Annotated in this window: 14 protein-coding genes and 1 pseudogene; 2 read left to right on the top strand and 13 right to left on the bottom strand. The window is 71.7% G+C overall.

Annotation, left to right across the window (positions count from 1 at the left end; all coding sequences use genetic code 11):
- Positions 1–4,014: 4,014 nt before the first annotated feature.
- From ACZ4UB_RS26345 to ACZ4UB_RS26330, 4 genes are all read right to left on the bottom strand, one after another.
- On the bottom strand, positions 4,015–4,176 hold the full coding sequence (locus tag ACZ4UB_RS26345; protein ID WP_385776911.1) for a DUF6760 family protein: 162 nt from the start codon (positions 4,174–4,176) through the stop codon (positions 4,015–4,017).
- Entirely contained in the window at positions 4,173–4,460 is a 288-nt protein-coding gene (locus tag ACZ4UB_RS26340) for a hypothetical protein (protein WP_468073721.1), read from the bottom strand. The genes ACZ4UB_RS26345 and ACZ4UB_RS26340 overlap by 4 nt, the downstream gene beginning before the upstream one ends.
- A 188-nt stretch (positions 4,461–4,648) precedes the next feature.
- Positions 4,649–5,050, bottom strand: a complete 402-nt coding sequence (locus ACZ4UB_RS26335; RefSeq protein ID WP_468073719.1) for a hypothetical protein — start codon at positions 5,048–5,050, stop codon at positions 4,649–4,651.
- A gap of 53 nt (positions 5,051–5,103) precedes the next feature.
- Positions 5,104–6,717 (bottom strand): phage tail sheath family protein, encoded by a 1,614-nt coding sequence (locus ACZ4UB_RS26330; RefSeq protein ID WP_468073717.1) that lies wholly within the window; start codon positions 6,715–6,717, stop codon positions 5,104–5,106.
- Between the two features lie 453 nt (positions 6,718–7,170).
- On the opposite strand from ACZ4UB_RS26330, the pseudogene ACZ4UB_RS26325 reads away from it, so the two are divergent.
- Positions 7,171–9,357: pseudogene (locus tag ACZ4UB_RS26325) on the top strand (ATP-dependent Clp protease ATP-binding subunit); the annotation flags it as partial.
- A 40-nt stretch (positions 9,358–9,397) separates the two neighbouring features.
- On the opposite strand, the gene ACZ4UB_RS26320 reads toward ACZ4UB_RS26325, so the two are convergent.
- From ACZ4UB_RS26320 to ACZ4UB_RS26305, 4 genes are all read right to left on the bottom strand, one after another.
- Complete coding sequence (locus tag ACZ4UB_RS26320) at positions 9,398–11,023, bottom strand: hypothetical protein (protein WP_468073715.1); 1,626 nt, start codon at positions 11,021–11,023, stop codon at positions 9,398–9,400.
- 232 nt (positions 11,024–11,255) lie between these two features.
- Positions 11,256–12,005 (bottom strand): lytic polysaccharide monooxygenase, encoded by a 750-nt coding sequence (locus tag ACZ4UB_RS26315; protein ID WP_468073713.1) that lies wholly within the window; start codon positions 12,003–12,005, stop codon positions 11,256–11,258.
- A 73-nt stretch (positions 12,006–12,078) separates the two neighbouring features.
- A complete protein-coding gene (locus tag ACZ4UB_RS26310) occupies positions 12,079–13,449 on the bottom strand; it encodes a fibronectin type III domain-containing protein (RefSeq protein WP_468073711.1) in 1,371 nt (456 codons plus the stop codon).
- Positions 13,450–13,617: 168 nt separating this feature from the next.
- Positions 13,618–13,779 carry a hypothetical protein gene (locus tag ACZ4UB_RS26305; protein WP_468073709.1) on the bottom strand — a complete coding sequence of 54 codons (162 nt, stop codon included), beginning with the start codon at positions 13,777–13,779 and terminating at the stop codon, positions 13,618–13,620.
- Positions 13,780–14,095: 316 nt separating this feature from the next.
- Here ACZ4UB_RS26305 and lepB point away from each other — a divergent pair, with 316 nt between their 5' ends.
- Entirely contained in the window at positions 14,096–14,803 is a 708-nt protein-coding gene (lepB, locus tag ACZ4UB_RS26300; RefSeq protein WP_468073707.1) for a signal peptidase I, read from the top strand.
- 164 nt (positions 14,804–14,967) lie between these two features.
- Here lepB and ACZ4UB_RS26295 read toward each other — a convergent pair whose 3' ends face one another.
- The 5 genes from ACZ4UB_RS26295 to ACZ4UB_RS26275 form a co-directional block, all read right to left on the bottom strand.
- On the bottom strand, positions 14,968–18,291 hold the full coding sequence (locus tag ACZ4UB_RS26295; protein ID WP_468073705.1) for an alpha/beta hydrolase: 3,324 nt from the start codon (positions 18,289–18,291) through the stop codon (positions 14,968–14,970).
- 234 nt (positions 18,292–18,525) lie between these two features.
- A complete protein-coding gene (locus tag ACZ4UB_RS26290; protein ID WP_468073703.1) occupies positions 18,526–20,562 on the bottom strand; it encodes an ATP-binding protein in 2,037 nt (678 codons plus the stop codon).
- A 178-nt stretch (positions 20,563–20,740) separates the two neighbouring features.
- A complete protein-coding gene (locus ACZ4UB_RS26285; protein ID WP_468073701.1) occupies positions 20,741–20,932 on the bottom strand; it encodes a PAAR domain-containing protein in 192 nt (63 codons plus the stop codon).
- 149 nt (positions 20,933–21,081) lie between these two features.
- Positions 21,082–22,899, bottom strand: coding sequence for a chitinase (locus ACZ4UB_RS26280; RefSeq protein WP_468073699.1), 1,818 nt, complete (start codon positions 22,897–22,899; stop codon positions 21,082–21,084).
- A gap of 138 nt (positions 22,900–23,037) precedes the next feature.
- Entirely contained in the window at positions 23,038–24,396 is a 1,359-nt protein-coding gene (locus ACZ4UB_RS26275; protein ID WP_468073697.1) for a choice-of-anchor A family protein, read from the bottom strand.
- Positions 24,397–24,490: the final 94 nt, after the last annotated feature.

The following is a 24,490-nucleotide window of genomic DNA, read 5'->3' as shown; positions in this document are numbered from 1 at the left end:
CGTGCCCGTGGCCGTGCTTGTGCCTGTACTCGGGGCGGCGGATGCCCGGCTGCGCTGGCCGGACGGCCGCGAAGGGGCCGACGGCCCGGTCCCGGCACCGGTCCCGGCCTCGGACCGCTCGCGCGGGGCCGTGTCCGGCTTGGCCTTGGCCTTGGCCTTCTCCTGCGGTGCCGGATGCGACGCCCGGTGCGGGTGCTCCGGCTGGGCGGACGGGTCGGACGGGGCGGTGGACCGACCGCCCGCGTCACCCTCGACCGAAGCTCGGTCACGGGTCTCGTGTCCGGCCGGGGCCGAACCCTCCGGAACTCCGGCGGCTCCGTGCCCGCCGGGCGGGGCCGGGGCGCCGGCGTCGGGCGCGGTGTCGGGGCGCGCGGGACGGTCGCTCGTCGCGGCGGACCGGGAACGCGGTGCGTCGTCGCTCTGGGCACGGGCCCGGGCATGCTCGGTGCGGCTCGTGGCACCGCCCTCCCGGCTGCGCGACGCGTTCCCCTCCGCGGACACCGGACGGTGCGGTGCGGCCGGCGCGGCCTCGGCGTCTCCCCGGGCCGCCAGGACGGCTGCGTCCCGCACCGGTGCGGCGGATGACGCGTGCCTGCTCCCGCCCTCTGCGGGGAGGGACGCGGTGGCTCCGCGGCGGCGTGGCGCGGGCAGAGCGGACCGCTCGGCGGGCTCGGCCGCGCCGAGTACGACCGGGTTGCCGTCAGGCGTGGTGGCGGCGAGCGGTGCCGGGGACGCTGCGGCAGCGGTGAGCGGTGTACGGGCGTCGCGGGAGTCGAAGTGGTCGCGAGCGAGCGGCTCCTCCTCGGCCGCTGCCCGGGCGGGCCCACTCGTTCCGTGCTCCGGCGCCTGGCCGTCGTACGCGCCGGTGCGGGACGGGAGGTCCTGCGCGGCCCGCGTTGCCGTGACGCCGGTGACGGCCGCAGCGGTTGCCGGAGCGTCACCGGATCGGTGCGGGGTCGGCTTCGTCACGGCCCGGGAGGCGGAGGGGTCGTCCGTTGTGGCGGGCCGGCGGGTCGGGCCGGGGGTGACGGGTCGTTCTGCGGCCAGGGGGTCAAGGGCCGTGGCGGTACGGGGCTCGGGCGTACGGTCCGGCGTGGATCCGGTCCCTGCGCTAACGGCTCGCTGCGCGAACGTGGGGCTGTGGGCCGTCTCGGTGTCAGCCGTGGCGGTCCGGAATCCGGGTGTACGGTCCGGCGCGGATCCGGTCCCGGCGGTGGCGGGGGCATCCGCTGCGACGGGCCGCGCAGCCGGGCCGGCGGTGGTGGGTCGTTCGGCGGCCAGGGGGCCACGGGCCGTGGCGGTACGAGGCTCGGGCGTACGGTCCGGCCTGGGACCGGTCCCGGGGGTGGAGGGGGCGTCCGCTGCAACGGGTCGGAGGGGCGATCCGGCGGTGGTGGGTCGTTCGGCGGCCAGGGGGCCACGGGCCGTGGCGGTACGGGGCTCGGGCGTACGGTCCGGCGCGGATCCGGTCCCGGCGGTGGAGGGGGCGTCCGCTGCAACGGGTCGGAGGGTGGGTCCGGGGGTGACGGGTCGCTCCGCAGCCGTGGCGGTACGGGGCTCGGGTGTGCGGTCCGGCCTGGGACCGGCCTCAAGAGTGGAGGGGGCGTCCGCTGCGACGGGTCGTTCCGCGGCCGTGGGGCCGTCAGGCGCGGAAGTACGGATCCCGGGCTCGGGCTGACGGTCCGGCTGGAGCCCTGCTTCCGCGCGCGCTCGGAGGGGCGCCGGAGCAGGTGTCGGGGCTGTCGCGCGCGGGGCGTCGCCGGGGGCTCCGGCATGCAGCGGCGTCTCGTCATGCCGTTCGGCGCGCGGCGCCGGACGGGGCGAGGGAGCCGGGGCGCCCGCGGTACGGAGCTCGGCCCGGCGGGGAACCACCGGACCCGGCACCGGGGAACGGGGGTCCGCCTCGACACCGGTCCGCACTCGGAGCGCGGCCTGCGGTGCGGGGGCGGCGGATATCCGGTCGGGTGTCCGTGCCGGGGTGGTGTCGTCGACCGGAGTCCTGAGGTCGGCGCCCGCCCCGGAGAGCCGCTCGGGCTCCGCACTCGCGGCCGACACGGGGGCGCTGGTGCTGGCGAGGGGGGTGACGTCCGCGCGGACAGCCGCGGCGACCCCGCCGTCCGGGGTCGGTTCCGGAACGGAGGAGTGGGTGGTCGAAGCCGTCACGGGTGCCACGGCGTTGCCCGGCCGCGCGGCTGCGGTGCTGTCCGTCGCCGTCCGGGGCGGCCGGCTCTGCGAAGCAACCGTGCCGGGTCGGGGAGCCTGGTCGTCGACGGGCGTCGGGTCGGACACTCCGCCCGGGGCCGCGCCCGTACCCGTACCCGTATCCGCGCCGGTGTCCCGCTGTGCCCCCACGACGGTGGACGGCCCGGTGGTCGCCGGGGTCGGAGCGTGGAGGGGCGCGGTGTCCTCGGGCGCGCGGTGCGCCGTACCGCGAAGGCGTCGCCGCACGGCCGTCCCGGTCCGCGAGAGCCACCGGAAGGAGCGGAGCCCGTGCGGGTGGCCACGGTCGGCCGTCTCGGTCGACACCTCCTCGGCCCCGGTGTACGTGGCCGACTGGCCGACGGGCGCCGACGCGGGCGCGAGTACGCCCTCGGGCACGGAAGGGGTGAGCGGACCCTGTGACGGGGCGTCCGGGACCTCGGGGACGGGCAGGGCCACGGGGTCGGCCGCGACGGTGTCCGCTGTCCGCGCCTCCGGGGCCTGGGGCTCCGAAGTCGCGGATTCCCGCCCGTCCGGGGTCGTACGGCGGGTCTCCCCGATGGGCACGGCCGCGGGTACGACCGCGGGTACGACCCGGGCCGCGGCGGGCTCGGCGGCCTCCGGCTCCGACGGCTCCGGCTGCGCGGACACCCGGGCGGCGGACCGCTCGGGACCGGGGGGCGGCGTGCCCGGGACGCCTGTGGCGGGCACGGGGACGGCACCGGCGGGTCGGATATCGGGGCTGGCGGGCGTCGGGCGGGTCGTGCCCGTGCCGTACCGCCCTGTGGTGGCTCCGCGTTCGGCCGGTACGCGTTCGGTGGGTGCGCCGGTAGCGGGGGTGGTCTGTCCGGCGGTCGTGGCAGCGGAGTTGACGGGAGGGGACGCGGCGACGGGCGGTGCCGTGCGCGGATCCTCCGCCACACCGCGAGCGGTGCCGTCCTGCGCACCGGCCGCTGTCCGGGAGGGCCGCGCCGTGTGTGCCGCTTCCCCGTGGGCGGAGCCCGGTGCGGGGTCCGTGCCGGCGCCGGGCCCCGGCGCGGGAGCCGGACGGCGTACGGGAGCGGGCCGTGCCTCCGTCGTGGCACGCGCGTGCGCCGCGGTCGGCTCCGAGGGCGGGGTGGCCGGCGCGCCGCTGGCCCGGTCCGGACGCGGTGCCGTCGGTGACGGGGACGGTGCCGGCGCCGGCTGCGGGCGGTGCGGGTCGGGCCCGTCACCTGGCTCCTGCCGGCCCGCCGTACGAGCCGCGTCCCGAGCGACCCGCCGGACGCGCAGGGCGGCACGGGACGCGGCCCACGCCTGCCCGAGACGACCGGACAACGGGAGCGACGGGAGGCGCGGCGCCGCACCTTGACCGGAGGCCGCGGTGGCCGCGGTGGCCGCAGCAGATGACTCCTGATCAGGCGTCACATGGGGTGCCGCCGGGCCGGCTTCCACGCGGGGGACGGTCACGTTCCCCAACAGGTCGGTGACGACCGGGTCGCCGTCGACGGCGACCGGCGACCGCCAGTGGAACGGCGCCACGGCACGCTGGGTCGGGGCGCCCACCGCGAACTGCCACGCGGGCCCGTCCAGATCGAACCGGAAGACCAGCGGGGCTTCGACGTCGACCTGTGTGACCAGCGCGCCCATGATCCTGTGGTCCCGGAACGACACCGGCACGTGCCCCGCTCGCCACCCGTCGGTGACGAGCTGGACGTGCGTGCCGATCGGGCGGACGGGCTGCGGCAGGACCACCGGCACCCGGCGAGCCGACTCCACGTCCCCGGCCGCGGAAGACGGCGTGGCGCCACTGTCTCCGGTGGTCGGGTGCATGGGCTATTTCCTGTCGTCGAGAAGCTGATTGATGTCCGCGATGCTCTGGATGTACGCACGCCGCTGGACGTGGTCCATGTCGAGGATTTCGCTGTGGGACCAATGGAAGTGGTAAGCGATGTACGCGATCTCGGAACGCAGGTCCGCCGCCGCGTACACCTTCATCCCCCCAGGCGGCTCCCCATGTCCACATCGAATTCGTGCTGACAGTTCGGACATGTGGTCGACGCGACCGGAGTGCCGTCCACGTTGATCTTTTCGTAGAACTTCTGCAGAAAAGCCAAGTCGACCGCGTAGAGCCCCCCCACCACTTCGGGGTCGATCTCCTCGACCGTGCCCAGGCGGGTGATTATCTTGCTGAGGAGGACCACCGAGATGTAGGCGGGGTTCTGCCTGACCCGGACGTCGGACAGCGAAGTGAGCTCGTCGCGCGCGGTGGCGAGCCGCATGACGCCCGCCTTGTGCGTCTTCCCGCGCTGGTCCACGTACCCACGAGGAAGAACGAACGGGAATTCGGTCGGATCCGCCGCGGGGGGAACCTGACCCCCCGCAGCGACCGATCCGCTCGGAGGCGCGAGCAAAGAGGCAGCCGGTCCACCTTCAGAAACAGAACTGCCCTCCGGCAGGCGCCCCCTTCTCACTTGGGCGGCACCGGAACGACGGTGAGCTTGACGGTGCCGCCACCGCTTTCGTTCTTCGAGAGGCCGGTCACGTGCACCTGCTCGTAGGTGACCTCAGTCTGCACCGTACCGTTCTTGACCTGCTTGAGCGTGCCATTTCCCGACTCCACCTTGGGGAGCAACTTTTGCAGGGCAGGAAAGGTCTTGGCCTCAGGGTCAGTGAATTCGAGCTCGATCTCGTGGGTCTTCGGCTTGAAGACCTTGTGGGTCTCCAGCGCGAGGACACCACTGGGGTTTCGCACCTCCTTGCTGATTACTTCATATTCCGGCATAGGCATATTGAAGCTATCGTTCTGCACGATGGAAGAAAGTGTGACTCCATCGAACGTACCGGTGTAGCCATATCCAGGGTCGGACATTATTCTCTCTTTCTAGATTTATCTGGGTACGGAATTTCGATGTCGGGCGAGGATCAGGCTTCGCCCGACATCGAATCCTGGGCGATCCGGAAGACGACGAACTCGGCCGGCTTGACCGGTGCGACACCGATCTCGCAGACGACCCGGCCCGCGTCGATGACCTCGGGCGGGTTCGTGCTCGCGTCGCACCGGACGTAGAAGGCCTCACCCGGCGTCGAGCCGAAGAGGGCACCGTCGCGCCATTCGTTCGTGAGGAACGCGGAGATGTTGCGGCGGATCTTGGACCAGAGGTGCTCGTCGTTGGGCTCGAAGACGGCCCACTGCGAGCCCAGGTAGATCGACTCCTCCAGGTAGTTGAAGAGGCGTCGGACGTTCAGGTAGCGCCAGGCCGGGTCGCTGGAGAGCGTGCGGGCGCCCCAGATGCGGATGCCGCGGCCCGGGAAGCTGCGGATGCAGTTGATGCCCGCCGGGTTCAGCTGCTCCTGCTCGCCCTTCGTGACCTGGATGCCGAGGTCGAGCGCACCGCGCAGCACCTCGTTGGCCGGGGCCTTGTGGACTCCGCGCTCCTCGTCGTTGCGCGCCCACAGGCCGGCGACGTGGCCCGACGGCGGCATGAGGAAGCCCTCGCCCGTGGACGGGTCCGCGACCTGGATCCAGGGGTAGTAGAGCGCGGCGTACTTCGAGTCGAAGCCCGCCTCGTTCTGCCGCCAGTCGTAGACCTCGGTGGGGCCCATGTCCGGGAGCGGGTCGAGGATGGCCATGCGGTTGGCCATGTTCTCGCAGTGGTTGATCATGGCCATCTGGATGGCCTTGACCTGCTCGCGGCTGACGTTGCCCGCCTGGTAGGCGGCCATCAGGTCCGGGGCCATCACCATGGTGATGTCGTCGATGGCCTCCAGGCCGGACAGACCGGAGCGGTCGTTGACCTTGCCGACGTAGTTGCCGACGACGTCCTTGGCCACGACCTGGCCGCCCGCGGCGTTGCCCTTCGGCGCGGCCGGGAGGGCGAGCGAGGAGGAGTCGGGCAGGGCGAGCGCCGTGCCGGTGGATGCCGGGGCCTCCTCCACCATGACGTACTGGGAGCGCTCCTTGACCTGCGTCACCACGTAGGCCGGGGAGGCCTTGTCGACGCTGACGTCGAAGGACTCGGTGGCGGAGCCGTCCACCTTCACGGTGAAGGTGAAGGTGTCACCCTCGGGAGCGGCGTCGCCGTCCTTGCCGCCCGCCTTCGCGGTGGCGCCGGCGGCCGGGCGCTTGGCCTTCGGGTCGACCGGCTTCTTCTGCACGTCGACGGCGATGTCGCGGCCCGCGGCGACCGGCAGCGCGGCGACGCGGAAGCCGCCGAGCACCTGGGCCGGTGCGGTGCCGACGGACTGGGTGCCGCCCTCCACCGCGTCCTTGCCGGACCCGCCGACGCGGACGACGTAGCAGGTGCCGCCGCCGTTGGTGAAGTAGCCGTAGACGGAGTGCGCGAGGTAGGAGCCCTCGATGAACTCGCCGAAGGTCTTGGTGAACTGACCCCAGTTGGTGATGCGGACCGGCTCGTTCAGCGGGCCCTGCTCGGCGAATCCGACGAAGGCCGCCACTGACGTTCCGACGCCCTCCACGGGACGCGAACCGCCGACGGATTCTTCAACGAATACGCCAGGGGCCAGGTAGGTTGCCATCCAGCACTCCTTCTAGGTGAGTTGTCCCGAGGGTTGTTCCTGGGGTGAGGGCGAATCCTGAGCGGAACGCACTTTCCGTCGTGGGGGAATGGAAAGGTCTGCTCGATCTCCGGGGCCGGATGTGGCGGTGGTTATGCCGTACCGCCTGGCCATCGCCGGTTTCGAGTCCGTGGATTCTGTTCAGGATCATGGCCAACGGTTCGACGCCGTGTCAAACGAAAGCAATAGATAGGGCAGTTCACCGGGCATTTGTCATCGGAGGTCTGCGGCGGATCAACCTTTGACCTACGGGGAAGGGTTTGCCGGGCCGAATTCTGTTGAACTGGCGACGATCAACCAGCGGGGCCAGGGAGTCAACTTTCTCCTTTCCCACGGGACCTCCGGATCTCGGACACTGGACCCACCTGTGGTCGCGCGCAGCCGGGCACGGGAGACGACCCATGTGAGGAGAACCGGCGAGTGAGCACTCCCGACTCGGAGGTCCAGTGCGAGGCGCTGGAGAAGTTCGGTACCGATTTCACGGCGGCGGCCCGTGACGGCAAGCTCGATCCGGTGATCGGTCGGGACCAGGAGATCCGCCGGGTGGTGCAGGTCCTCTCGCGCCGCACGAAGAACAATCCGGTGCTGATCGGCGAGCCCGGCGTGGGCAAGACGGCGGTGGTCGAGGGCCTCGCGCAGCGCATCGTCAAAGGTGATGTCCCGGAGTCGCTGAAGAACAAGCGGCTGATCTCGCTCGATCTGGGCGCGATGATCGCGGGCGCCAAGTTCCGCGGCGAGTTCGAGGAACGCATGAAGGCCGTCCTGGCGGAGATCAAGGCCAGCGACGGACAGATCGTCACCTTCATCGACGAGCTGCACACCGTCGTCGGCGCCGGCGCCATCGGCGATTCCGCCATGGACGCGGGCAACATGCTCAAGCCGATGCTGGCCCGCGGCGAATTGCACATGGTCGGCGCGACGACGCTGGACGAATACCGCGAGCGGATCGAGAAGGATCCCGCGCTGGAACGGCGTTTCCAGCAGGTCCTCGTCCCGGAGCCCTCGGTGGACGATGCCGTGGCGATCCTGCGCGGGCTCAAGGGGCGGTACGAGGCGCACCACAAGGTGGTCATCAACGACAGCGCGCTGGTGGCGGCCGCGACCCTCTCGGACCGCTACATCACCTCCCGGTTCCTCCCCGACAAGGCGATCGACCTCGTCGACGAGGCGGCGTCGCGGCTGCGGATGGAGATCGACTCCTCTCCGGTGGAGATCGACGAACTCCAGCGCTCCGTGGACCGGCTGCGGATGGAGGAGCTCGCGCTGAAGAACGAGTCCGACCCCGCCTCACGGGAACGGCTGGCCAAGCTGCGCAAGGACCTGGCCGACAAGGACGAGGAGCTGCGCGGCCTGAACGTGCGGTGGGAGAAGGAGAAGCGGTCCCTGAACCGGGTCGGTGAGCTGAAGGAGCGCCTGGACGACCTGCGCGGCCAGGCCGAACGGGCCCAGCGCGACGGCGACTTCGACACCGCGTCCCGGCTGCTCTACGCCGAGATACCCGCGCTGGAGGAGGAGGTCGAGGTCGCGGCCGAAGCCGAGCACGAGGCCGCCCTGTTGCGCGACCCCGCCGACCAGATGGTCAAGGAGGAGGTCGGTCCGGACGACATCGCGGACGTGGTGGGCGCCTGGACCGGGATCCCGGCCGGGCGGCTGCTGGAGGGCGAGACGCAGAAGCTGCTGCGGATGGAGGAGGAGCTCGGCCGTCGCCTGATCGGCCAGGGCGAGGCCGTCCGCGCCGTGTCGGACGCCGTACGCCGCACGCGGGCCGGGATCGCGGACCCGGACCGGCCGACGGGCTCGTTCCTCTTCCTGGGACCGACGGGCGTGGGCAAGACCGAGCTGGCGAAGGCCCTCGCCGACTTCCTCTTCGACGACGAGCGGGCCATGATCCGCATCGACATGTCGGAGTACAGCGAGAAGCACAGCGTGGCTCGCCTGGTCGGCGCCCCGCCCGGCTACGTCGGCTACGAGGAGGGCGGCCAGCTCACCGAGGCCGCGCGCCGGCGCCCGTACAGCGTGGTGCTCCTCGACGAGGTGGAGAAGGCCCACCCGGAGATCTTCGACATCCTGCTCCAGGTCCTGGACGACGGGCGCCTCACGGACGGTCAGGGGCGGACGGTGGACTTCCGCAACACCATCCTGATCCTGACCTCGAACCTGGGCAGCCAGCACCTGATGGACCCGGCGACCAGTGCCGGCGACAAGAGGGCGCGGGTGCTGGAGGCGGTCCGCGGCTCGTTCCGGCCGGAGTTCCTGAACCGCCTCGACGACCAGGTGGTCTTCTCGGCGCTGACCGAGGACGAGCTCGCGCACATCGCCGAGCTCCAGATCGGCAGTCTCGCCGGGCGCCTGGCCGACCGCCGCCTGACCCTGGACGTGACCCCGGCCGCCCTGGCCTGGCTCGCCGAGAACGGCAACGACCCGGCCTACGGCGCCCGCCCGCTGCGCCGCCTGATCCAGACCGCCATCGGTGACCGGCTCGCCAAGGAGATCCTCTCCGGCGAAGTCCGCGACGGCGACACCGTCCGTGTCGACGCCGACGACGAGCGCCTGTTGATGGGGGTGGGCGTGCGGAGCGAAGCGCGGACGCCGCAGGACTGAACGGCTTCCGCCGCGCCTCGGTACGGCCGGCCGATCCGGTTCAGGCCGGCACCTGGTGCCGGGGCGTCGGGGAGGTCGGAGCCGTGAGTCGCACCAGGGCGGCGTAGGCCGGGGAGTGCTGGAGCGCGATCTGGCGGTCGAGCGCCGCGAGGACCGACACGGCTTCGGCCACCAGCGCCTTTCCGGTGGCGATCGTCTCGCGACCCTCGCTGGGTTCCCCGTCCCGCCGGTCCTTCCCGGACCGTTGCAGCTCCTCGATCCCGCGGCGCAGGCCCTCCAGCGTGTCGGCCACGGTCTTGTGCCGGGCCTCCAGGTAACCGGTGCCGTGGTCGTGCACCGCCTTGAGCATGCTCCGCGCGTCGGGGATCGTGTCGATCTGGCGGACCATGCCGGCCAGCGCGTCGCGGCCGGGGCCGGGCCGGGCCAGCGCGAGCTTGGGCTCCAGGAGGCCGCGGAGCTTGGCCAGTTGGGGCGTGGTCAGGCCCAGCAGGACCGGTACCGAGGTATTGGTCCGCCCGGTGGTGGGGCGGATCAGGCCGTAGGCGAGGAGCACCCTCATCACCTCGATGTCCTCGGCGCGGCGCGTGACCAGGTCCTCGGCCGCCTGCAACCGGCGGATGCCCTTCTTTCCGTAGACGTACCCCTGACGGAGCCACTTGTCGAGGCCCGTGTGCTTGGCCCGCTCGATCGCCGCCTCTTGCGCGCGCATGCCGTCCAGGTAGGCCACGGCGCCACCGGCGCGGGCCGCGCCCATGACGGCCAGGTGCTCCACGACGAGTGCGCGCGACTGCCCGGAAAGGGGCCCGTCGCCCGTGCCCGGCCCGGCGAGCAGGCCGGCGAGCCGTTCCTCGTCCGCACCCCACAGCCCGGCTTCGAAGGAGAGCGTGGCCGCGCGCCGTTCGGCCTCGGCCGCCCTTTCCCCGTCCGCGGCCGCCTTCGCGAGCCATGCCTCGACGGAGTTGGTGACGGCCGTGACGTTCCGCGCCCGGGCCAGGGCGTCCTTGAGGTGGAACGGATCGCGCCACATGGCACCGCCCGCCGTCGGCGCGGCCCTGAGCAGCCGGTGCGCCGTGGCGACCGCTTCGGGCGCGAACCGGCTGAGATCGGGCACCGCATCGCCCGCGTCGACGGCGGCCCGCGCGACATCCGCGACCGGTTTGGCCTTCAGGTAGGCGAGTTCGGCGTCGTTCAGGACATGGGTACGCCCGACCGCGGCGCGGAGGTTCCTGGCGCCGTCGGTCTTCTGCGCCACCTCCCTCTTGCGCCGGTCCCGCAGCGCGCGGGTGTCTCGCGAATGGGCCCAGAGGGGCAGCCGCTCCCGCAGGGTCTTGTCCGCGTCCCGGCGCGCGGCCTCCCGCGTGAGCTGGTCGGCGTAGCTCCGGGCGGAGGCCCGGAAGGCGCTGAGGTCCTCCCACCGCACGGCCGCGTCCAGCAGCACGCCCTGCTGTCGCGCGCCCTCGGAGCAGCCACTCCCGGGCGACCGTGGTCCGAGGGCGAGCATGAGTCCGGCGGTGCCTGGACCGACGTGCTCCGGCGGCCCTCCCCACGGCTCCCGGGCCAGACGCCCCAAGGTCGCGCGGTCCTGAGCGTCCGTCACACGGCCGGGTCCGGCGACGCGCTCGCGCCGTCGTGCGGCGGGCAGTTGGGCATCGAGGTGTTCGGACATGGCTCGTGTCTCCTGATCGCCCGGCGGGTTCGGTACCGGACCGGTCCGCGAATGCGCTTCTCGAAGATCATCTACCCGGGAGGCGTCGAGCGGCAGGGGCGAAGGTCCTGACGGCGTCGGGGCCACGGGGTTGTACCCCTTCGTCCGGAGGGGGAACGCCGAACAGCCCGCGACCGGCAGTCGCGGGCTGTCGTGACGGCGGCCGGCCCGCCCGGGGGCGCTCCCCCTCAGCTCACTTGAAGGCGACGTCCGAGCAGGAGTAGAAGGCCTCCGAACTCTGCACGGAACCGTCGGGCTTCTTCAGCCCGTGCCAGATCGTGTAGATCAGGTGCTGGCCCTTCTTCTGCGGCAGTTGCGCGAGGAACTTGAACTCCTTGCCGTTGTTCGGCTTCGAGGTGGCCGCGGTGTTGTCGGCGCTCAGGAAGGGAGTGGGCTCCAGGTCGTCCCACTTCAGCGGCTTCTTCGGGTCGTAGCCGTCCTTGGTGACGTACATCTCCATCCGGTACGGGTTGTGCAGCGCGCTGATGTCGTACTTCAGCGTGTACTCCGCGCCGCTGGGCAGATCCGTCGACGGGAAGTCGCTCCGGGGCAGGTCCAACCCCGCGAACTCGGGCCTGTTGGCGCTGCACAGCTTGCCGTCCGGGATCACCCCGCGGTGCTGCGGTGAGGAGGTCGGCGTCGAGTGGTCCATGGCCTGGCCCTGGACGATCGACATCCAGTCGCCGAGCTGGCCCGTACTGACGCCCTTCGCCGCCGCGCAGGCCGAGTTCTTCGGGCTCCAACCGTCCTTGGAACAGGCGACGGACCGGCTGACCGGATCGCCGGTGGCTCCGTGCGCGGCGGCGGGGGTGATGCCGGCGGCCGTCACCGCCAGTGCGAGGACGCCGGCCCCGGCGGCGGAGCCGAACACCGCGGCGCGGGACCGGACGGCACCGCGCGCGGCGGGGCGGGTGGACGGGGTGGAAGGGGCGGTGCTGGTCATGTGGGGGCTCCTCGGGCCGGTGGGGGCCGGTACAGGCTCGGTGGGGAAGAGAAGACGGGCGGGAAAGGCCGGGTCAGCTGCCGGTCGTGACGGTCTTCTCCTGCGAGAAGCCGCTCCAGGTGCCGTCCGCGAGCTTCGCCCGGATCTTCACCTTGAAGGTCTTGCCCGGCTGGGCACCGACCGCGACCTCGCGCTTCGCGGTGCCGGACGGGATCGGCATCACGGCGTCGCCGGTGCCCCACATGAAGGTCTGCGCGAGCTTGCCGTCGATGTGGACCTGGTAGGTGCCGATGGTGCCCTGTCCCTGCGGGACGGACCAGGCCAGGTCGAGGTAGTGCTCCTTGACGCCGCCGTTCTGCTTGCTGCTCGCCGAGGCCGTCAGGTTGCCGGGCGCGTGCCCGCCGCCGCCCCCGCCGTCGCCCTTGTCGGTGCGGACGCGGATCTCGTCGGTGGGGGCGGACTCCTTGCCCGCGGAGTTCACCGCGGTGACCTTGAACGCGTACTCCTTGTCCGCGAGCAGTCCCTGCGCCGCGGCCCTGGTCGCGGCGCCGTCCACGTCGAGGACCTTCTTCCCGTCCTGGTAGACGCGGTAGCCGCGCACCCCGTCCGGCGAGCCGTCGCCGTCCTTGCCGGGCTGCCAGGCCAGGTCCACCTGGTGGGGACCGTTCGCCTTGCCTTCGAGCTTCTTGGGCGGGGTCGGCGCCGGACGGTCCGGATCCGGGGCCTTCTCCGTACGGAGCGGTATCTCCTTGCTGAAGGGGGAACCGCCCGCCTTGCTGACGGCGCGCACCGTGTAGCGGTAGGTGGTCTCCGGGGTGAGCTTCTCGATGTTGGTCATCGTGATGTCGCCGCCCACCGTCTTGACGAGCTTGCCGTCCTGGAAGACCTCGTACCTCTCGATCTTCGAGCCGAAGCCGGTGGACGGCTTCCACATCACGTGGACCGTCTGGTGGTCGATGACCTTGGAGCCCATGTCCTGGGGGGCCGTGGGCTTGTCGCGGTCGTGCGCACCGCCGTCCGAGCCGTTGACCGTGCAGCCGGTGATCTCCGGGGCCGCCTCGCCCCCCGGGTTGATGCCGACGAGCACGACGCGCTCGCCCCGGGCCGGGACGCCGCCCTGGCCCTTCTTGGGCGTCACGGTGACCTTCTTGCCGGTCTGCTTCAGCTCGTAGGTCCCCGGGTCGTTGATGGTGGCGAGGCCCCGCGACACCTCGAACTCCAGCTTCCAGTCCTTGACCTCGTCCGTGCCCGGGTTGCTGAGGGCCATCCGGCCCGACGCCCACCACTTCGAGCCGCCCTCGGCGACCCCGCAGGTCGTGCGCAGCTGGTCGCCCGTGTCCGTGCCGGCGTTGGCCGCGATCGGGACGGCCAGGGCGCCGAGGCCGAGGACGACGGCAGCGCTGGTGAGGACAACTCGCTTGCGGGACTTGGGCTTTCGGGACATCGAGACCTCGCGTCGGGACGTGGCGTGCGGGGGGAGGGGATGCCATTGACCATAGGGCCGCAAAGGGACCAAGAGCACATAAAACCGCAGTTAGGGGCATTTCTTATGAGCTTGTTAAGGATGCGCTCAGGCGGCTTTAGGGCGGGGGCGGTTGGCGCCGCGCGCCCTTCAGCCGTTGCCGAGGCGGGCGCACCACACCATGACGACGAGCAGGGCCAGGAGGACCACCAGCTGCCGCCCGGGGTTGGGCAGACGCCGGGAGCCACGGCCACCGCGCGAGGCGGGGGCGGAACTGCGGTGGCTCGCGCGCCGGCGGGCGTGGTCGGCCATGGTCCTCCTTCGCGGCCCTGATCACCCGCGACGAGGTCGCTCGAATTGGGCCCACACCGAGAATGACTCACAATTGGCGATTTCCCCAAGTCCGCCAATGCGGCACAACCCATCGGGCGACACAACCCCACGGGCAGATATGGCACGTCATCTCTCTCCGCGTTCGGCGTGGCGCCGCACATGGAGAGAACGGACACGCGTGCGATCGTCCTGTGCCGGAGCGGTAGGGTAATCGCGTCGAAAGGTCGAGTGGACATGAAAAAGCCCCGTCGGGTCCATGGGTAGCAGAGGTCGGCGCAAGAAGTCCGGTCGGCCCATGGAGCGCCCTGCGGGGCGGCGGATCGACGGGCGCAACGCACGCCGCCGGATCCGCAGGAAGATCTCCGCGCGCAGACGCCGTTCAGTCGTCCTCGACGCTCTGGTCCTGCTGTGCACCGCGCTGCTCATCGCCCTGGGTGTGAAGACCTTCCTCGTCCAGACCTTCTCGATTCCCTCCGAATCGATGCAGCACACCCTGGAGATCGGCGACGTCGTTCTCGTCGACAAGTTGACGCCGTGGTTCGCCGCCAAACCCGTTCGAGGCGAAGTGGTGGTCTTCCGGGATCCCGGCGACTGGGTGCCGCCAGAGGAAACGGCACGGGATTCCGGTGCGGTAAAGCTCTTCAGCGAGAGTCTCGCATTTCTCGGATTGCGTCCACCGAGCAATGGCCAGCACGTCATCAAACGGGTCATCGCGGTCGGCGGAGACGTCGTCGAATGCAAGAAGGGCGGCCCGGTCACGGTCAACGGCCACGCGTTGGACGAGCCGTACCTCTATCCGATGAACAGGCCGTGCGGCGACAAGCCGTTCGGCCCCCTGACGGTCCCCCGGGGCCGCATCTGGGTCATGGGGGACCATCGGGAGCGCTCTGCGGACTCCCGCTATCACCTGGGCGACAAGGGTCAGGGCACGGTGTCGCAGGAGGACGTCATCGGGCGTGCCTTCGTCATCGCCTGGCCCTTCGGCCGATGGGGCTGGCTCTGACACGCACGGCACGCCCGCGGCAACCGCGACGGCGGCGGAGTCCAGCAGGAGACCTACGTCCGCCTCCTGCTGGCCCGGGCCCTCCACGACCCGGCCCGCCTCCGACCCGAGGGGCCCGCCCCCGGCCCGCGGCCGCGCACGGGCCCGCGGCCACGGGTGCGTGGTCAGCTGCCGGCCAGCCTGAAGTCCACCTCCAGAACCCCGCCGGTGCCCTGCCGCGGGACGTTCAGGATGTGGCCGTTCTTCGGGCCCGTGACAGTCGTCTTCGCGCTTCCTCGGTAGCCCACCTCCAGTCGCATGCCGGCGGGCAGCGTGCAGGCGTAGTCGCCCCCGGTGCTACCGGGTATGTACGAGAACTCGATGTCGCCGAGCCGACCGCTCGGCAAACGCCGGGCGGACAGGGTCGCGGTGACGCCCGCGCCACCCGGGGGAATCTGGACGACGGTGTTCAGATCGAGGCCGGGCACCAGGTTGGACACGCTGCCGTAGGGCTCGGTCCTTCCCATTTCGATCCTCTTCTGCCAGGTGGCATTGGCGACGGTCGGATACGACTCCAGGATCGTGTCCGTGGTGAACCGGATGTTGTGGGACCCCGCGTACTGCGCCAGGTCGGGGCCCTGGAACGGTGCGGGACGCTGCGGAGCCGGCTCGAGCACCGGTGCGGACGGGCGGACTTCGGGCTGCGGCCGGGTCTGCGGCGCGGGGCCCCGACGACGCTTCTGCACCTCGTCCGAGTCCCAGATGCCGTTGGCGACCCGTACCGCGATGTCACGGACGTGGAACTCGTAGTTGTAGGTCGAGAGTCGGACAGTGGACGGGGGAACGACCTGGTGCCGGTTCTTCTCCGTCTGGGTCTTGGCATTCAGATAGCTCCACTGGGCCTCCGCCCAGCTCACGAAACTGACCAGCAGGGCGTCCATGTCCGCGAAGTTGCCCTTCTGGAAGGCCCTGCCGGCCCAGGCTGCCGGAAGGGCGGCCAGCATCGAGACGATGTGCCCCTTGTTCTTCCTCGTCAGGTACTTCTGGATGGCGCGCTGACGCGCTTCGGGGAAGTACCGCATGGCGGCGACCGCCACCAACTGCTCGTCGAGGACCCGCTCGTGGTACACGGGGAGGGTCATCGGGGTGATGTCCTGGAAGACTCCGCCGGTCAGCGTCTTCAGCTTGCCCATGAACCACTCACGGGTGCTCTGCGCACCCTCCTCCGCGAAGGCGAACGGCTGTTGCGACGCCTGCTGCTGGCGGTTGTCCGACGCCGTCTTGGCCTCGTCCTGGGCCCGCTTGACCTTGTTGGTGACGCTCTTCATCTCCTCGACGAGGCTCTTGAGCTCCTTGCCCTCCCTCGAGTGCGGGTCGGTGATCGCCAGCAAGTGGTCGTAGGCGTCGGGGACCTGGTACAGCGACATCATGAACTTGAGGTAGGTGCGGTAGGTCTCCACGCGCCCGCTGGTGGTCCCGCTGTTCAGGTTCGCGTCGAACCACGCACGCCATTTGATGCACGTGTAGGCGATGGGCTCGGTGAGCATCTCGACGGCCTCGTAGACCGACCCCGAGACCCGGTTGAGCGCGTAGGTGAGGAGGGGGGCTCCGGGCACGTCCTGGATCACGGACTGGATGCTGCTGAGTTCGCTCTGCTTGAGGTGCCCCTCGGCCTTCAGCTCCCGGTAGCTCTTCGCGCCGACCTCGTTGTAGAAGTCCTCGGGGCCGAAGCCGTCGCTCTTGCCGGTCTTCTTCTGGAGGCTCTCCACCAGCTTGGTGTTGGCGTCGAACGCCGGGTCGAGGGCGAGGGCGGCCAGGTAGATGAAGAAGTCCGGACCGGGCCGCAGGGCCTTGGCGGTCGACTTGAACTGCGCCGGGTTCGGGTGCTTCATCAGGTCGAGGACCGCCTTGCCCTTGTCCTTCAGGTCCTGCACCGAGGCCGGCGCGTCGTGGGCGCCGAATTCGGTGCTCGGATAGCTGAGGTAGGCGGCGACGGGACCGGCCCAGGCAGGGGTGTCGGAGCGCTCGGGACCGGATCCGTACTGCGAGGGCAGCGACGGGCCGTAGTAGCTCGCGATGTCGCTCATGAGCTTCTGCCCGGCCCGCATGGTGCCGGCCTCGCCGCGGGGGCGCTCGCCCAGGGCCTGCCCGTAGGGCACGGCCCAGAAGCTGGCGGGGACCCGGTCCACCTGCATGTGGGCCTGGAAGAGGTTCTCCATCAGCTCCGAGGACATCTTCGCCGCCTGGTCGCCGTTGCCCGTCATGAACTGCCAGGCCATGAGATGGCGCCGATTGCGGCTCTTGGCACCCCCCTCGACCGGTGCGGGCTCGGCGGGCGCCGGCTTGTCGAGGTACGGGGAGACCCACCTGTGGCCGGCGAGGGCGCCGTCGCGGGGGGCCGTCAGGGTGATCTCGTCCTGTTTGTCGACCACGACGCGCGAGAGGTTGGCGAGGGATTCGCTGCCCTTGTCGTAGTAGCTCTGGTGGGAGGCGAAGGCGAAGGGGTTGATGTCCTTGGCCACGGTCCAGTGGTACTTGACCTTCATCCGATGGACCGGGTACTTCTCCGCGTACCTCTTGTGCGTGGGGTCGCTGCCGAAGCGGCTGAGCCAGCTGACCGGGTCGCTGGGGGTCGAAGCGGAGTAGATCTCGGAGCCACCGAGGTGGTTGGCGCGCAACCCGCTGCCGGGGCTGCCGAGGTGGGCCTGTTTGGGGATGAGGGGATTGCCCTCGTAGTCGTTCCCGGCACCCGCTCCGGCGTGACCGGTGACCACGCTTCCGTAGCTCAGCCCGCTGACCGTCAGCGAGGGCATCGTCGGCAGGTGACGCCGCGCGCGGGTGGCGCTCTTGCTCCAGTGCCCGCGCCAGCGGTCCAGATCGCGCAGGAGGAGCCGCGCGCCCTTCGCGGCCGGCTTCTCGTACACGACCTTGAAGAGTCCCGGGGCCTTGTAGCCGACCCAGGCCACGACCGCGACCCGGGCGCCGGGCGCCGTCTCCACGCACTGCTCGCGCAGGTTGTTCGCCCTGCGGACCAGCTCGGCGAGGGTGTTGAGGGAGCTGCCCATGCCCGGTACCAGCACGGCCACGTAATCGGCGGCCTCGATGTTGCCCACGGCCACGGCCGCACGCCCGATGCCGTTCTTGAAGCCCCCTTCGTAGATCAGGAGCGAGGCGTTCTTGTTCGCCTTGTCCTCCAGGACCTCCTTGACGATCTGGGCGTTCTTCCGGACCGGCTTCTCCTTGGCCGTCGCGTCCCGCCTGACCTGTATGCGGTTCTTCTCGTCGTCCACCAGGAACTTGTCCTCCAGCGCGTCCGCGGGAATCGGCGTGGCGTCGGGGTCCGGCGGCGCGGTGGGGGGTGCGTGGACCGCGGTGGCCACGGGGCCCGCGCCCCCCACGGGACCCGCGCCCCCGCCCTGCGCGTTCTGCGGGCCGTCCAGGAGCCAGTTCGGGATCCATCGCGAGTCGGTCGGGTCCCAATCCGGGCCGAGCTGAGTGCTCGGCAGCACGGTCGACACCGGGGCGGGCGGGGCCCCTTGCCACGTCCTTCCGGGCACCGGCTTGCGTTCAAGGCCACCCATGTCGCTCACGACGAACTCTCTTTCACCACAGCACGTACCGACCGCGGTGCTGCGGACGGCGTTGAGCAGGAACACCCCCAGCCCCACCTCCACCCAACCAGCGCCCCGGTGCGCGGCCGGGTCCCCCAAGGACGACGCCGCCGCGCAAAGGAGGACAGCTCGTCAGCGGGGGCGGCTGAAGAGGCGGCCGAGTTTGGTGTACTCCGTCTGGATGCCGGCGAGGAGGTCCTCGCCGGTCACGCGGCGGCCCGCCGCCACCGCTTCGAAGGCCGCGCTCTCCACGCAGGCGCGGATGCTGCCGCCGGCCAGGTCGTAGGCCTGGGCCAGGGCGTCGACGGGGAGGTCCCCGGGGGCCGCTTCGCCGAGCAGGCCGCGCCACAGCTGGGCGCGGACGTCGGGGCCGGGGCTCTCGAAGTGGACGACCTCGTCGAAGCGGCGGGTGAAGGCGGAGTCGATGTTGGAGCGGAGGTTGGTGGTGAGGATCGCGAGGCCGTTGAAGGCTTCGAGGCGTTGCAGGAGGTAGCCGCTCTGCATGTTGGCGTGCCGGTCGTTGGAGCCCTTGACCTCGCCGCGTTTGGCGAACATCGAGTCGGCCTCGTCGAAGAGGACGACGGCCTCCAGGGTCTCGGCCGCGGAGAAGACCCGTTCGAGGTTCTTCTCGGTCTCGCCGATGTACTTGGAGACGATCGACGGCAGGCTGATGACGTACAGGTCGAGGCCCAGCTCGTGCGCCAGCGCCTCGGCCGCCATGGTCTTGCCGGTGCCGGACTCCCCCGCGAAGAGGGCCGCGGTGCCGCGGCCGCGGCCGCCGCCCCGGCGCATGCCCCAGTCCTGGAAGACCTCCTCGCGGTGGCGGACCCGGGCGACCAGCATGTCGAGGCGGTGGCGTACGGAGTCGGGCAGCACCAGGTCCTGCCAGTTGACGACGGGCTCGATGTGCCGTGCCAGGGAGCCGAGTTCGGCGGCCGACCGCAGTCGGGCGGCGGCCCGCACCTCGGGCATCGAGGGCGTCTGCGCGCGCAGGGCGCAGGCCCGGTGGACGCGTTCCACGGCCGCGGAGGCGGCGGCGCCGAGCTGGTCGCGCGGCGCGCGGGCCGCGGCGGAGCGCAGGTCGCTCTCGACGGGCAGCGGGGCGTCCCACTCGTAGGCGGACCAGGGCTGCGCGCCGTAGAGCAGCAGGAGCGGCGGGGCCTCGTCGAGCCGGGTGGCCAGCTGGCGCAGTAGGTCGACGCGCTCGGGCGTGGCGGTGCCGGGCGGCGGCATCGGCAGCAGGACGGCGGCGCCGAGCAACCGGGCCTCCAGCGCGGCCTGTTCGGCGAGCCGGGCGGGCGGGGCGTCGGTGGTGGCGAGCGCGTCCGGGTCGAGGAGCAGGGGTACGAGCCCCAGCGCGGCCAGCGCCTCGCGGGCCGCGGGGAGGGCTTCGCCGCGGATGCCCTGGCGCAGGTACCGGGTGCGGCCCGGGTCGGCGTCGAGCGCGAGGTGCAGCTCGGCGGTGGCCCCGGGGGCGGCCTCGTGCGCGGCCGGTGCGTGCGGGGGCAGGGGGCGCAGCCAGGGGACGCCGCCCGCCCCGGGGCCGCCCTCACGGCCGGCGAGGAAGTCGACCAGGCGGCCGGGGACGCGGAGCAGCCGGTCGGGGAAGGCCGCGGTGGGGTCCTCGTAGGCCAGCAGCCCGGCGGTGAGCAGGGTCGAGCCGGGCCGCAGCAGTCCGGTGCCGAGGGCTTCGGTCACCGTGATGCCGTGGGCGGAGAGGGCCACGGACACGGTGGGGCGGGAGGAGGGCAGCCCGGTCAGGAAGCGGAAGGCGCTGCCGCAGACCGGGTTGAGCTCCGGGAGCAGGCAGGTGAGCAGGATGTCGGTCTCGCGCTCGGAGAGGCCGAACTCGCCGATCAGTCGGGCCAGTCGGTCGCCGCCGTGGCCGAGCTCCGCCAGCCGTCCGGCGTCGGGCCACGCGACGGCGGAGCGCGCGCGGCGCCGGCCGCCGTTCGACCCGGGGCCTTCGTCGGACTCCGCGGCGCCGTCCGGACCGTCCTCGGCGTCCGGACCGTCCAGGTCGTCCAGCTCGTCCGGGTCCTCGTCCTCGGCGGACGGAAAGCCGGATTCGTGGCGCATGTAGAGCCGGCGCAGCCGCTCCTCCACGACGTCGAGGCGCTCCGCGAAGAGGGGCCTGGGCGTGGACACGGGCGTGGACGTCGGCGTCATGCGGGGGTGTTTCCTTCGCTGCGCGGGGCGCGGCCCGCGGGGCGGTGGGAGTACCGCCGCCGGAGCCACGGGCCGGCACCCGGCCCGGGTTCGACCCTAGGAAGGTGCCGGGCGCCCGGGCTGTCGGCGCGGGTGGACGGTGGGCGGCGAAGGTTGACTCCGCGCACCGTCCCCCCGGTCAGCCGCCGATGAGCACGGTCGCGCTGCCCTTGGCGATGGAGTCGGGCGGGCCCACGCAGGTGCACAGGGCGCCCAGCACGGCGGCGGGCACCCCGCCGACGAGCACGTTCGGCGCGCCCGGCGGCATGATCGGGCCGCCCACGTGCGGGACGGGCGGTACGGCGGGCGACTGCATGGGGCAGGTGTGCATGTCACCCACCCGCGCTGCGGGAGGGCTTGGGTCGGCTCCTTCCTGAGGGGGCTTCAGGGCGACCGTACGGCGGGCCGGGGGGCGCCGCCGTGGACCTCGGTGGACCGGCTGTCATCGATGGGTGACAGCCGGCCCGCCGCGGCAGGTGCTCACTTGCCGATCTGCCACTCCTTCTTGTACTGGGAGACGGCCTTGGAGAAGTCGTACTTCTGCTGCTTGGCTCCGCTGCACCCGCTGTCGAACTGGACGGCGCCGTTCGCGCACTGCTGGTCGCGGCCGACGGACCACATCGAGAGCATGCCGATGTTCTTCTCGGCGGCGAACTTCTGGATCTTGTTCATGTCGGCGACCGTGACGACGCCCTTGTCCCCGACGCCCTGGCCGCCGTCGCCGTTGTTCTTGCCGATGTTCGGCGTGATGCCGACCATCCGCCACAGCTCGGCCTCGGACTTGTTCGGGAAGAACTCCTTCAGCTGCTTGTGCAGGCCCTCGCCGGCCGTGATGACGGCGTCGCCGTACTTGCCCATGTCGGGTACGGACTGACCCATCATCATGGCCATCACGTTGACCACGTCGGGCTGCGCGCCGGCGTCCGTGAAGGACTTCAGGACGTTCTTGCCGTCCTGGACCAGTCCGGTCGCCAGGCTCGGCAGCGTCAGCGACACGTGCAGCGGGGCGCCCTTCTTGCGGGCGTTGTCCTGGAGGATCTTCAGCGCCTCGGCGCGCCGCTTGTTGGCGGCCGCGTTGGTCTGGATCGAACCCTCGACGTCGAAGTCGATCTTGTTGATGCGGTAGCGGTCGATGACGCCCTGGTAGGTCTTGGCGAGCTCCTGGGCGGACTTGTGGTCCACCGCGAGCTCGTGGCCGTTCTCGCCGCCGAAGGAGATCGCCACGTCGCCGCCCGCGGCGCGCAGTTCGGCGATCGACTTGGCCAGGTGCTGGCTCGGGGTGATCGCGTCGCTGCCCCAGCGCGGCAGCCCCTTGCCCTGGCTGTCGCCCACGATGAAGCCGAGGACGAACTGCTTGACGCCGGTGTCCTTGGAGATCTGCGCGAGGTCGGGCACCGGGTAGGCGGCGGCGTCGATGAAGGGGCTCGCGCCGCGCCAGGCGGCGGCGGGCTTGCCCGCGTCGACCGGGGGGCGACCGTCGGGGCCGGGCTGGCTGGTGGCCACGGAGATCTTCGCCGAGGCGCCGGCCTTCAGGGCGCCCTTGCCGGTGATCTGGAGCCGCTTCAGCTCCTTCTGGACGGCGACGTTCCCGTCGCCCCACGAGTCGCCCGGCAGCAGCCACGCCTCCAGGCCGTAGAGGGCGGACCAGGAGGCGATGTCCTTGGTCCCGGTGTTGGTGATCGTGAAGTCGAGCTGGCCGGAGGTGCCCCAGTCCTTGAACTCGGCGCTCAGCTTCAGCGCCTTGTCCGAGACCGAGCTCTCGCCGGGCTTCAGCTCGCCGCCCGGGTCCGGGGTGGGCGGCGTCGGCGGCTTGGTCGGATCGGTGGGGCCGGGGGTGGGCGGCGTCGGGGTGGGCGGGACCGGCGGCTTGGAGCCGCCGTCGCCGAGCTTCCAGGAGCCGCCCTGTACGTCGATGCGCTCGCCGTTGAGCTTGAAGTCCTTCAGCTCGTAGGAGGTGTGCTTGTTGGCCAGGTCGACGCCGAAGGTGAACTCGCCGCCCTGGTAGGCGTCGGCGACGACCTTGACGTGGGTACCGGTCACGGTGGTCTTGCCGTTGTAGACCTGCGGGGCCAGGCCCTCGGGGGCCTCGAACTCCAGCGTCCAGCCGGGCCCGGTGACGGGGATCGTGACGTGGCCGCTGAGCCACCAGGCGTTGCTGGTGGGTTCGTAACCGACCTTGACCGCCTGGGCGGAGGACGCGGTGTTGGTGAAGGCGTCGGTGGCGTAGACGGTCACGGGGACGAGGAGTCCCGCGGCGGCAACGCCGGTGGCCAGGCCTATCAGGGTGCGCTTGCGCATGGACGGGTTCGCTTTCGGATGTGTGTGTGGGGGGGGTGTGGCCCGCGTGGGGGTACGGGCCCGGGTGCCCGTGCGTGGGGGCGGGCACCCGGGGTGTGGGGGGGGAGGTGGTTCGGGGCCGGCCGGGGGTCTGCCGGGTCAGCGGCGGCCCGCGCGGCGGCGCAGGGCGGCCGTGGTCAGGCAGGCGCCGCCGACGAGGAGCGCGCCGACCGCACCGAAAACGATCGTGGAGTCGACGCCGCCGCCGGTGGTGGCGAGCGAGCCGTCGGGCTTGCCGGACGGCTGGGCCGACGACGAGGCGGAGCCGGACGGGGTGGCGCCCGAGGGCTTCGCGGAGGGCTCCGCGCCCGGCTTCGTGGTGGCGGGCTTGGAGGGGGTCGGCTTGGGGGCGGGCGGCAGGGTGGTGTTCGTCGGGCTCGGCTTCGGGGCGGGCGGGATCGGCTGGCCGGTGCCGCCGCCACCGCCGCCCGTGCCCGGCAGGCAGCCGCGGAAGGTCATCTGGTGCGTCTCGGCGCCGGGGACGGAGGTGAGCCGCTTGGCGATGACCGAGCCGTTGACGTGGCCCGGGCCCGTCTGCCCGGCGCCCCCGGAGCCTTTGGAGCCGAGCTGGACGGCGGCGTTCGGGGCCAGGATGGTGCCGGGCCAGGAGGTGTGGTTCTTCTTCACCGAGGTGGCCTGCGGGAAGTTCCACAGCAGTCGGGAGCGGATGTCCTTGAACTGCTGGGAGCCGGCGGCGTAGTCGTCCATGACGAACTTCCCGGCCTGCGGGTCCCACAGCTCGACCCCGTACAGGGAGCCCGCCGACATGTCGTAGCCGGCGCCGAGCACGTTGACGATCGTGCTCGATCCGGCGGGCACCTTCAGGGCGATCCGGTCGGCCTTCTGGAGCTCGGCGGCGTCCACGCTGAAGACGTTCAGCTTCGCGTCCGCGCCGGTCAGCAGCAGGGACGTGGAGCCCTCGGGCCGGGTCACCGACCCGGTCCCCTTCAGCGCCGCCCAGGAGGTCGAGCCCGCGCGCAGCTGGGCGAAGGCCTTGCCGAAGTCCACGGGCGAGGAGCCCTTGGCGTGCTTGCCGTCGATGGCGAAGCCGCCCGGGCGGCTGGCGTCCTTCAGCGAGCGGTAGACGCCCGCGCCCTTGCCGATGACGACCTGGTTGGCCGTCAGTTCGCCGCCGACGACGAGGGACTTGCCGCCGGGCAGGGCCGCCAGGTCGGCGGCGGAGAGCTTGGCGCCCACCGAGAAGCCCTGGCCGGTCGCGGCGTCGCCGAAGGTGGCGTTGCCGCCGACGGCCACGGCTCCCTCGGAGTCGGCGTAGCGGACGGCGTCGCCCTCGACGAACTCCGCGAAGGTGCCCGCCACTCCGAGCGGTCCGGCGGCGCCCTGCGCACAGACCGGTGGGGCCGCGACGGCCGCGGTGGCCGTGGCGGCGGGGAGGAGGACGAGGGTGCCGGTGGCGACCGCGGCGACGGCGGTGGCGAGGGCGGTGGAGGCGCGCATGAAGGAACTCCCGTTCGAACGGGCGGCATGGGAGGGGGACGGATCGACCATCCATCACACGCGATCTTGACGTCAAAAGCGTACGTTTCCGACA

This window comes from Streptomyces sp. NPDC028419 (assembly GCF_055565515.1).
The sequence above is the reverse complement of the archived record's forward strand: the minus strand, read 5'-3'. Positions and strand labels throughout refer to the sequence as shown.

Coding starts and splice junctions, on each gene's coding strand:
- ACZ4UB_RS26280 (WP_468073699.1), bottom strand. CDS start 22,899: ATGCGCAAGCGCACCCTGATAGGCCTGGCCACCGGCGTTGCCGCCGCG.
- ACZ4UB_RS26320 (WP_468073715.1), bottom strand. CDS start 11,023: ATGTCCGAACACCTCGATGCCCAACTGCCCGCCGCACGACGGCGCGAG.
- ACZ4UB_RS26285 (WP_468073701.1), bottom strand. CDS start 20,932: ATGCACACCTGCCCCATGCAGTCGCCCGCCGTACCGCCCGTCCCGCAC.
- ACZ4UB_RS26305 (WP_468073709.1), bottom strand. CDS start 13,779: ATGGCCGACCACGCCCGCCGGCGCGCGAGCCACCGCAGTTCCGCCCCC.
- ACZ4UB_RS26275 (WP_468073697.1), bottom strand. CDS start 24,396: ATGCGCGCCTCCACCGCCCTCGCCACCGCCGTCGCCGCGGTCGCCACC.
- ACZ4UB_RS26330 (WP_468073717.1), bottom strand. CDS start 6,717: ATGGCAACCTACCTGGCCCCTGGCGTATTCGTTGAAGAATCCGTCGGC.
- lepB (WP_468073707.1), top strand. CDS start 14,096: ATGGAGCGCCCTGCGGGGCGGCGGATCGACGGGCGCAACGCACGCCGC.
- ACZ4UB_RS26290 (WP_468073703.1), bottom strand. CDS start 20,562: ATGACGCCGACGTCCACGCCCGTGTCCACGCCCAGGCCCCTCTTCGCG.
- ACZ4UB_RS26340 (WP_468073721.1), bottom strand. CDS start 4,460: ATGCGGCTCGCCACCGCGCGCGACGAGCTCACTTCGCTGTCCGACGTC.
- ACZ4UB_RS26310 (WP_468073711.1), bottom strand. CDS start 13,449: ATGTCCCGAAAGCCCAAGTCCCGCAAGCGAGTTGTCCTCACCAGCGCT.
- ACZ4UB_RS26335 (WP_468073719.1), bottom strand. CDS start 5,050: ATGTCCGACCCTGGATATGGCTACACCGGTACGTTCGATGGAGTCACA.
- ACZ4UB_RS26315 (WP_468073713.1), bottom strand. CDS start 12,005: ATGACCAGCACCGCCCCTTCCACCCCGTCCACCCGCCCCGCCGCGCGC.
- ACZ4UB_RS26345 (WP_385776911.1), bottom strand. CDS start 4,176: ATGAAGGTGTACGCGGCGGCGGACCTGCGTTCCGAGATCGCGTACATC.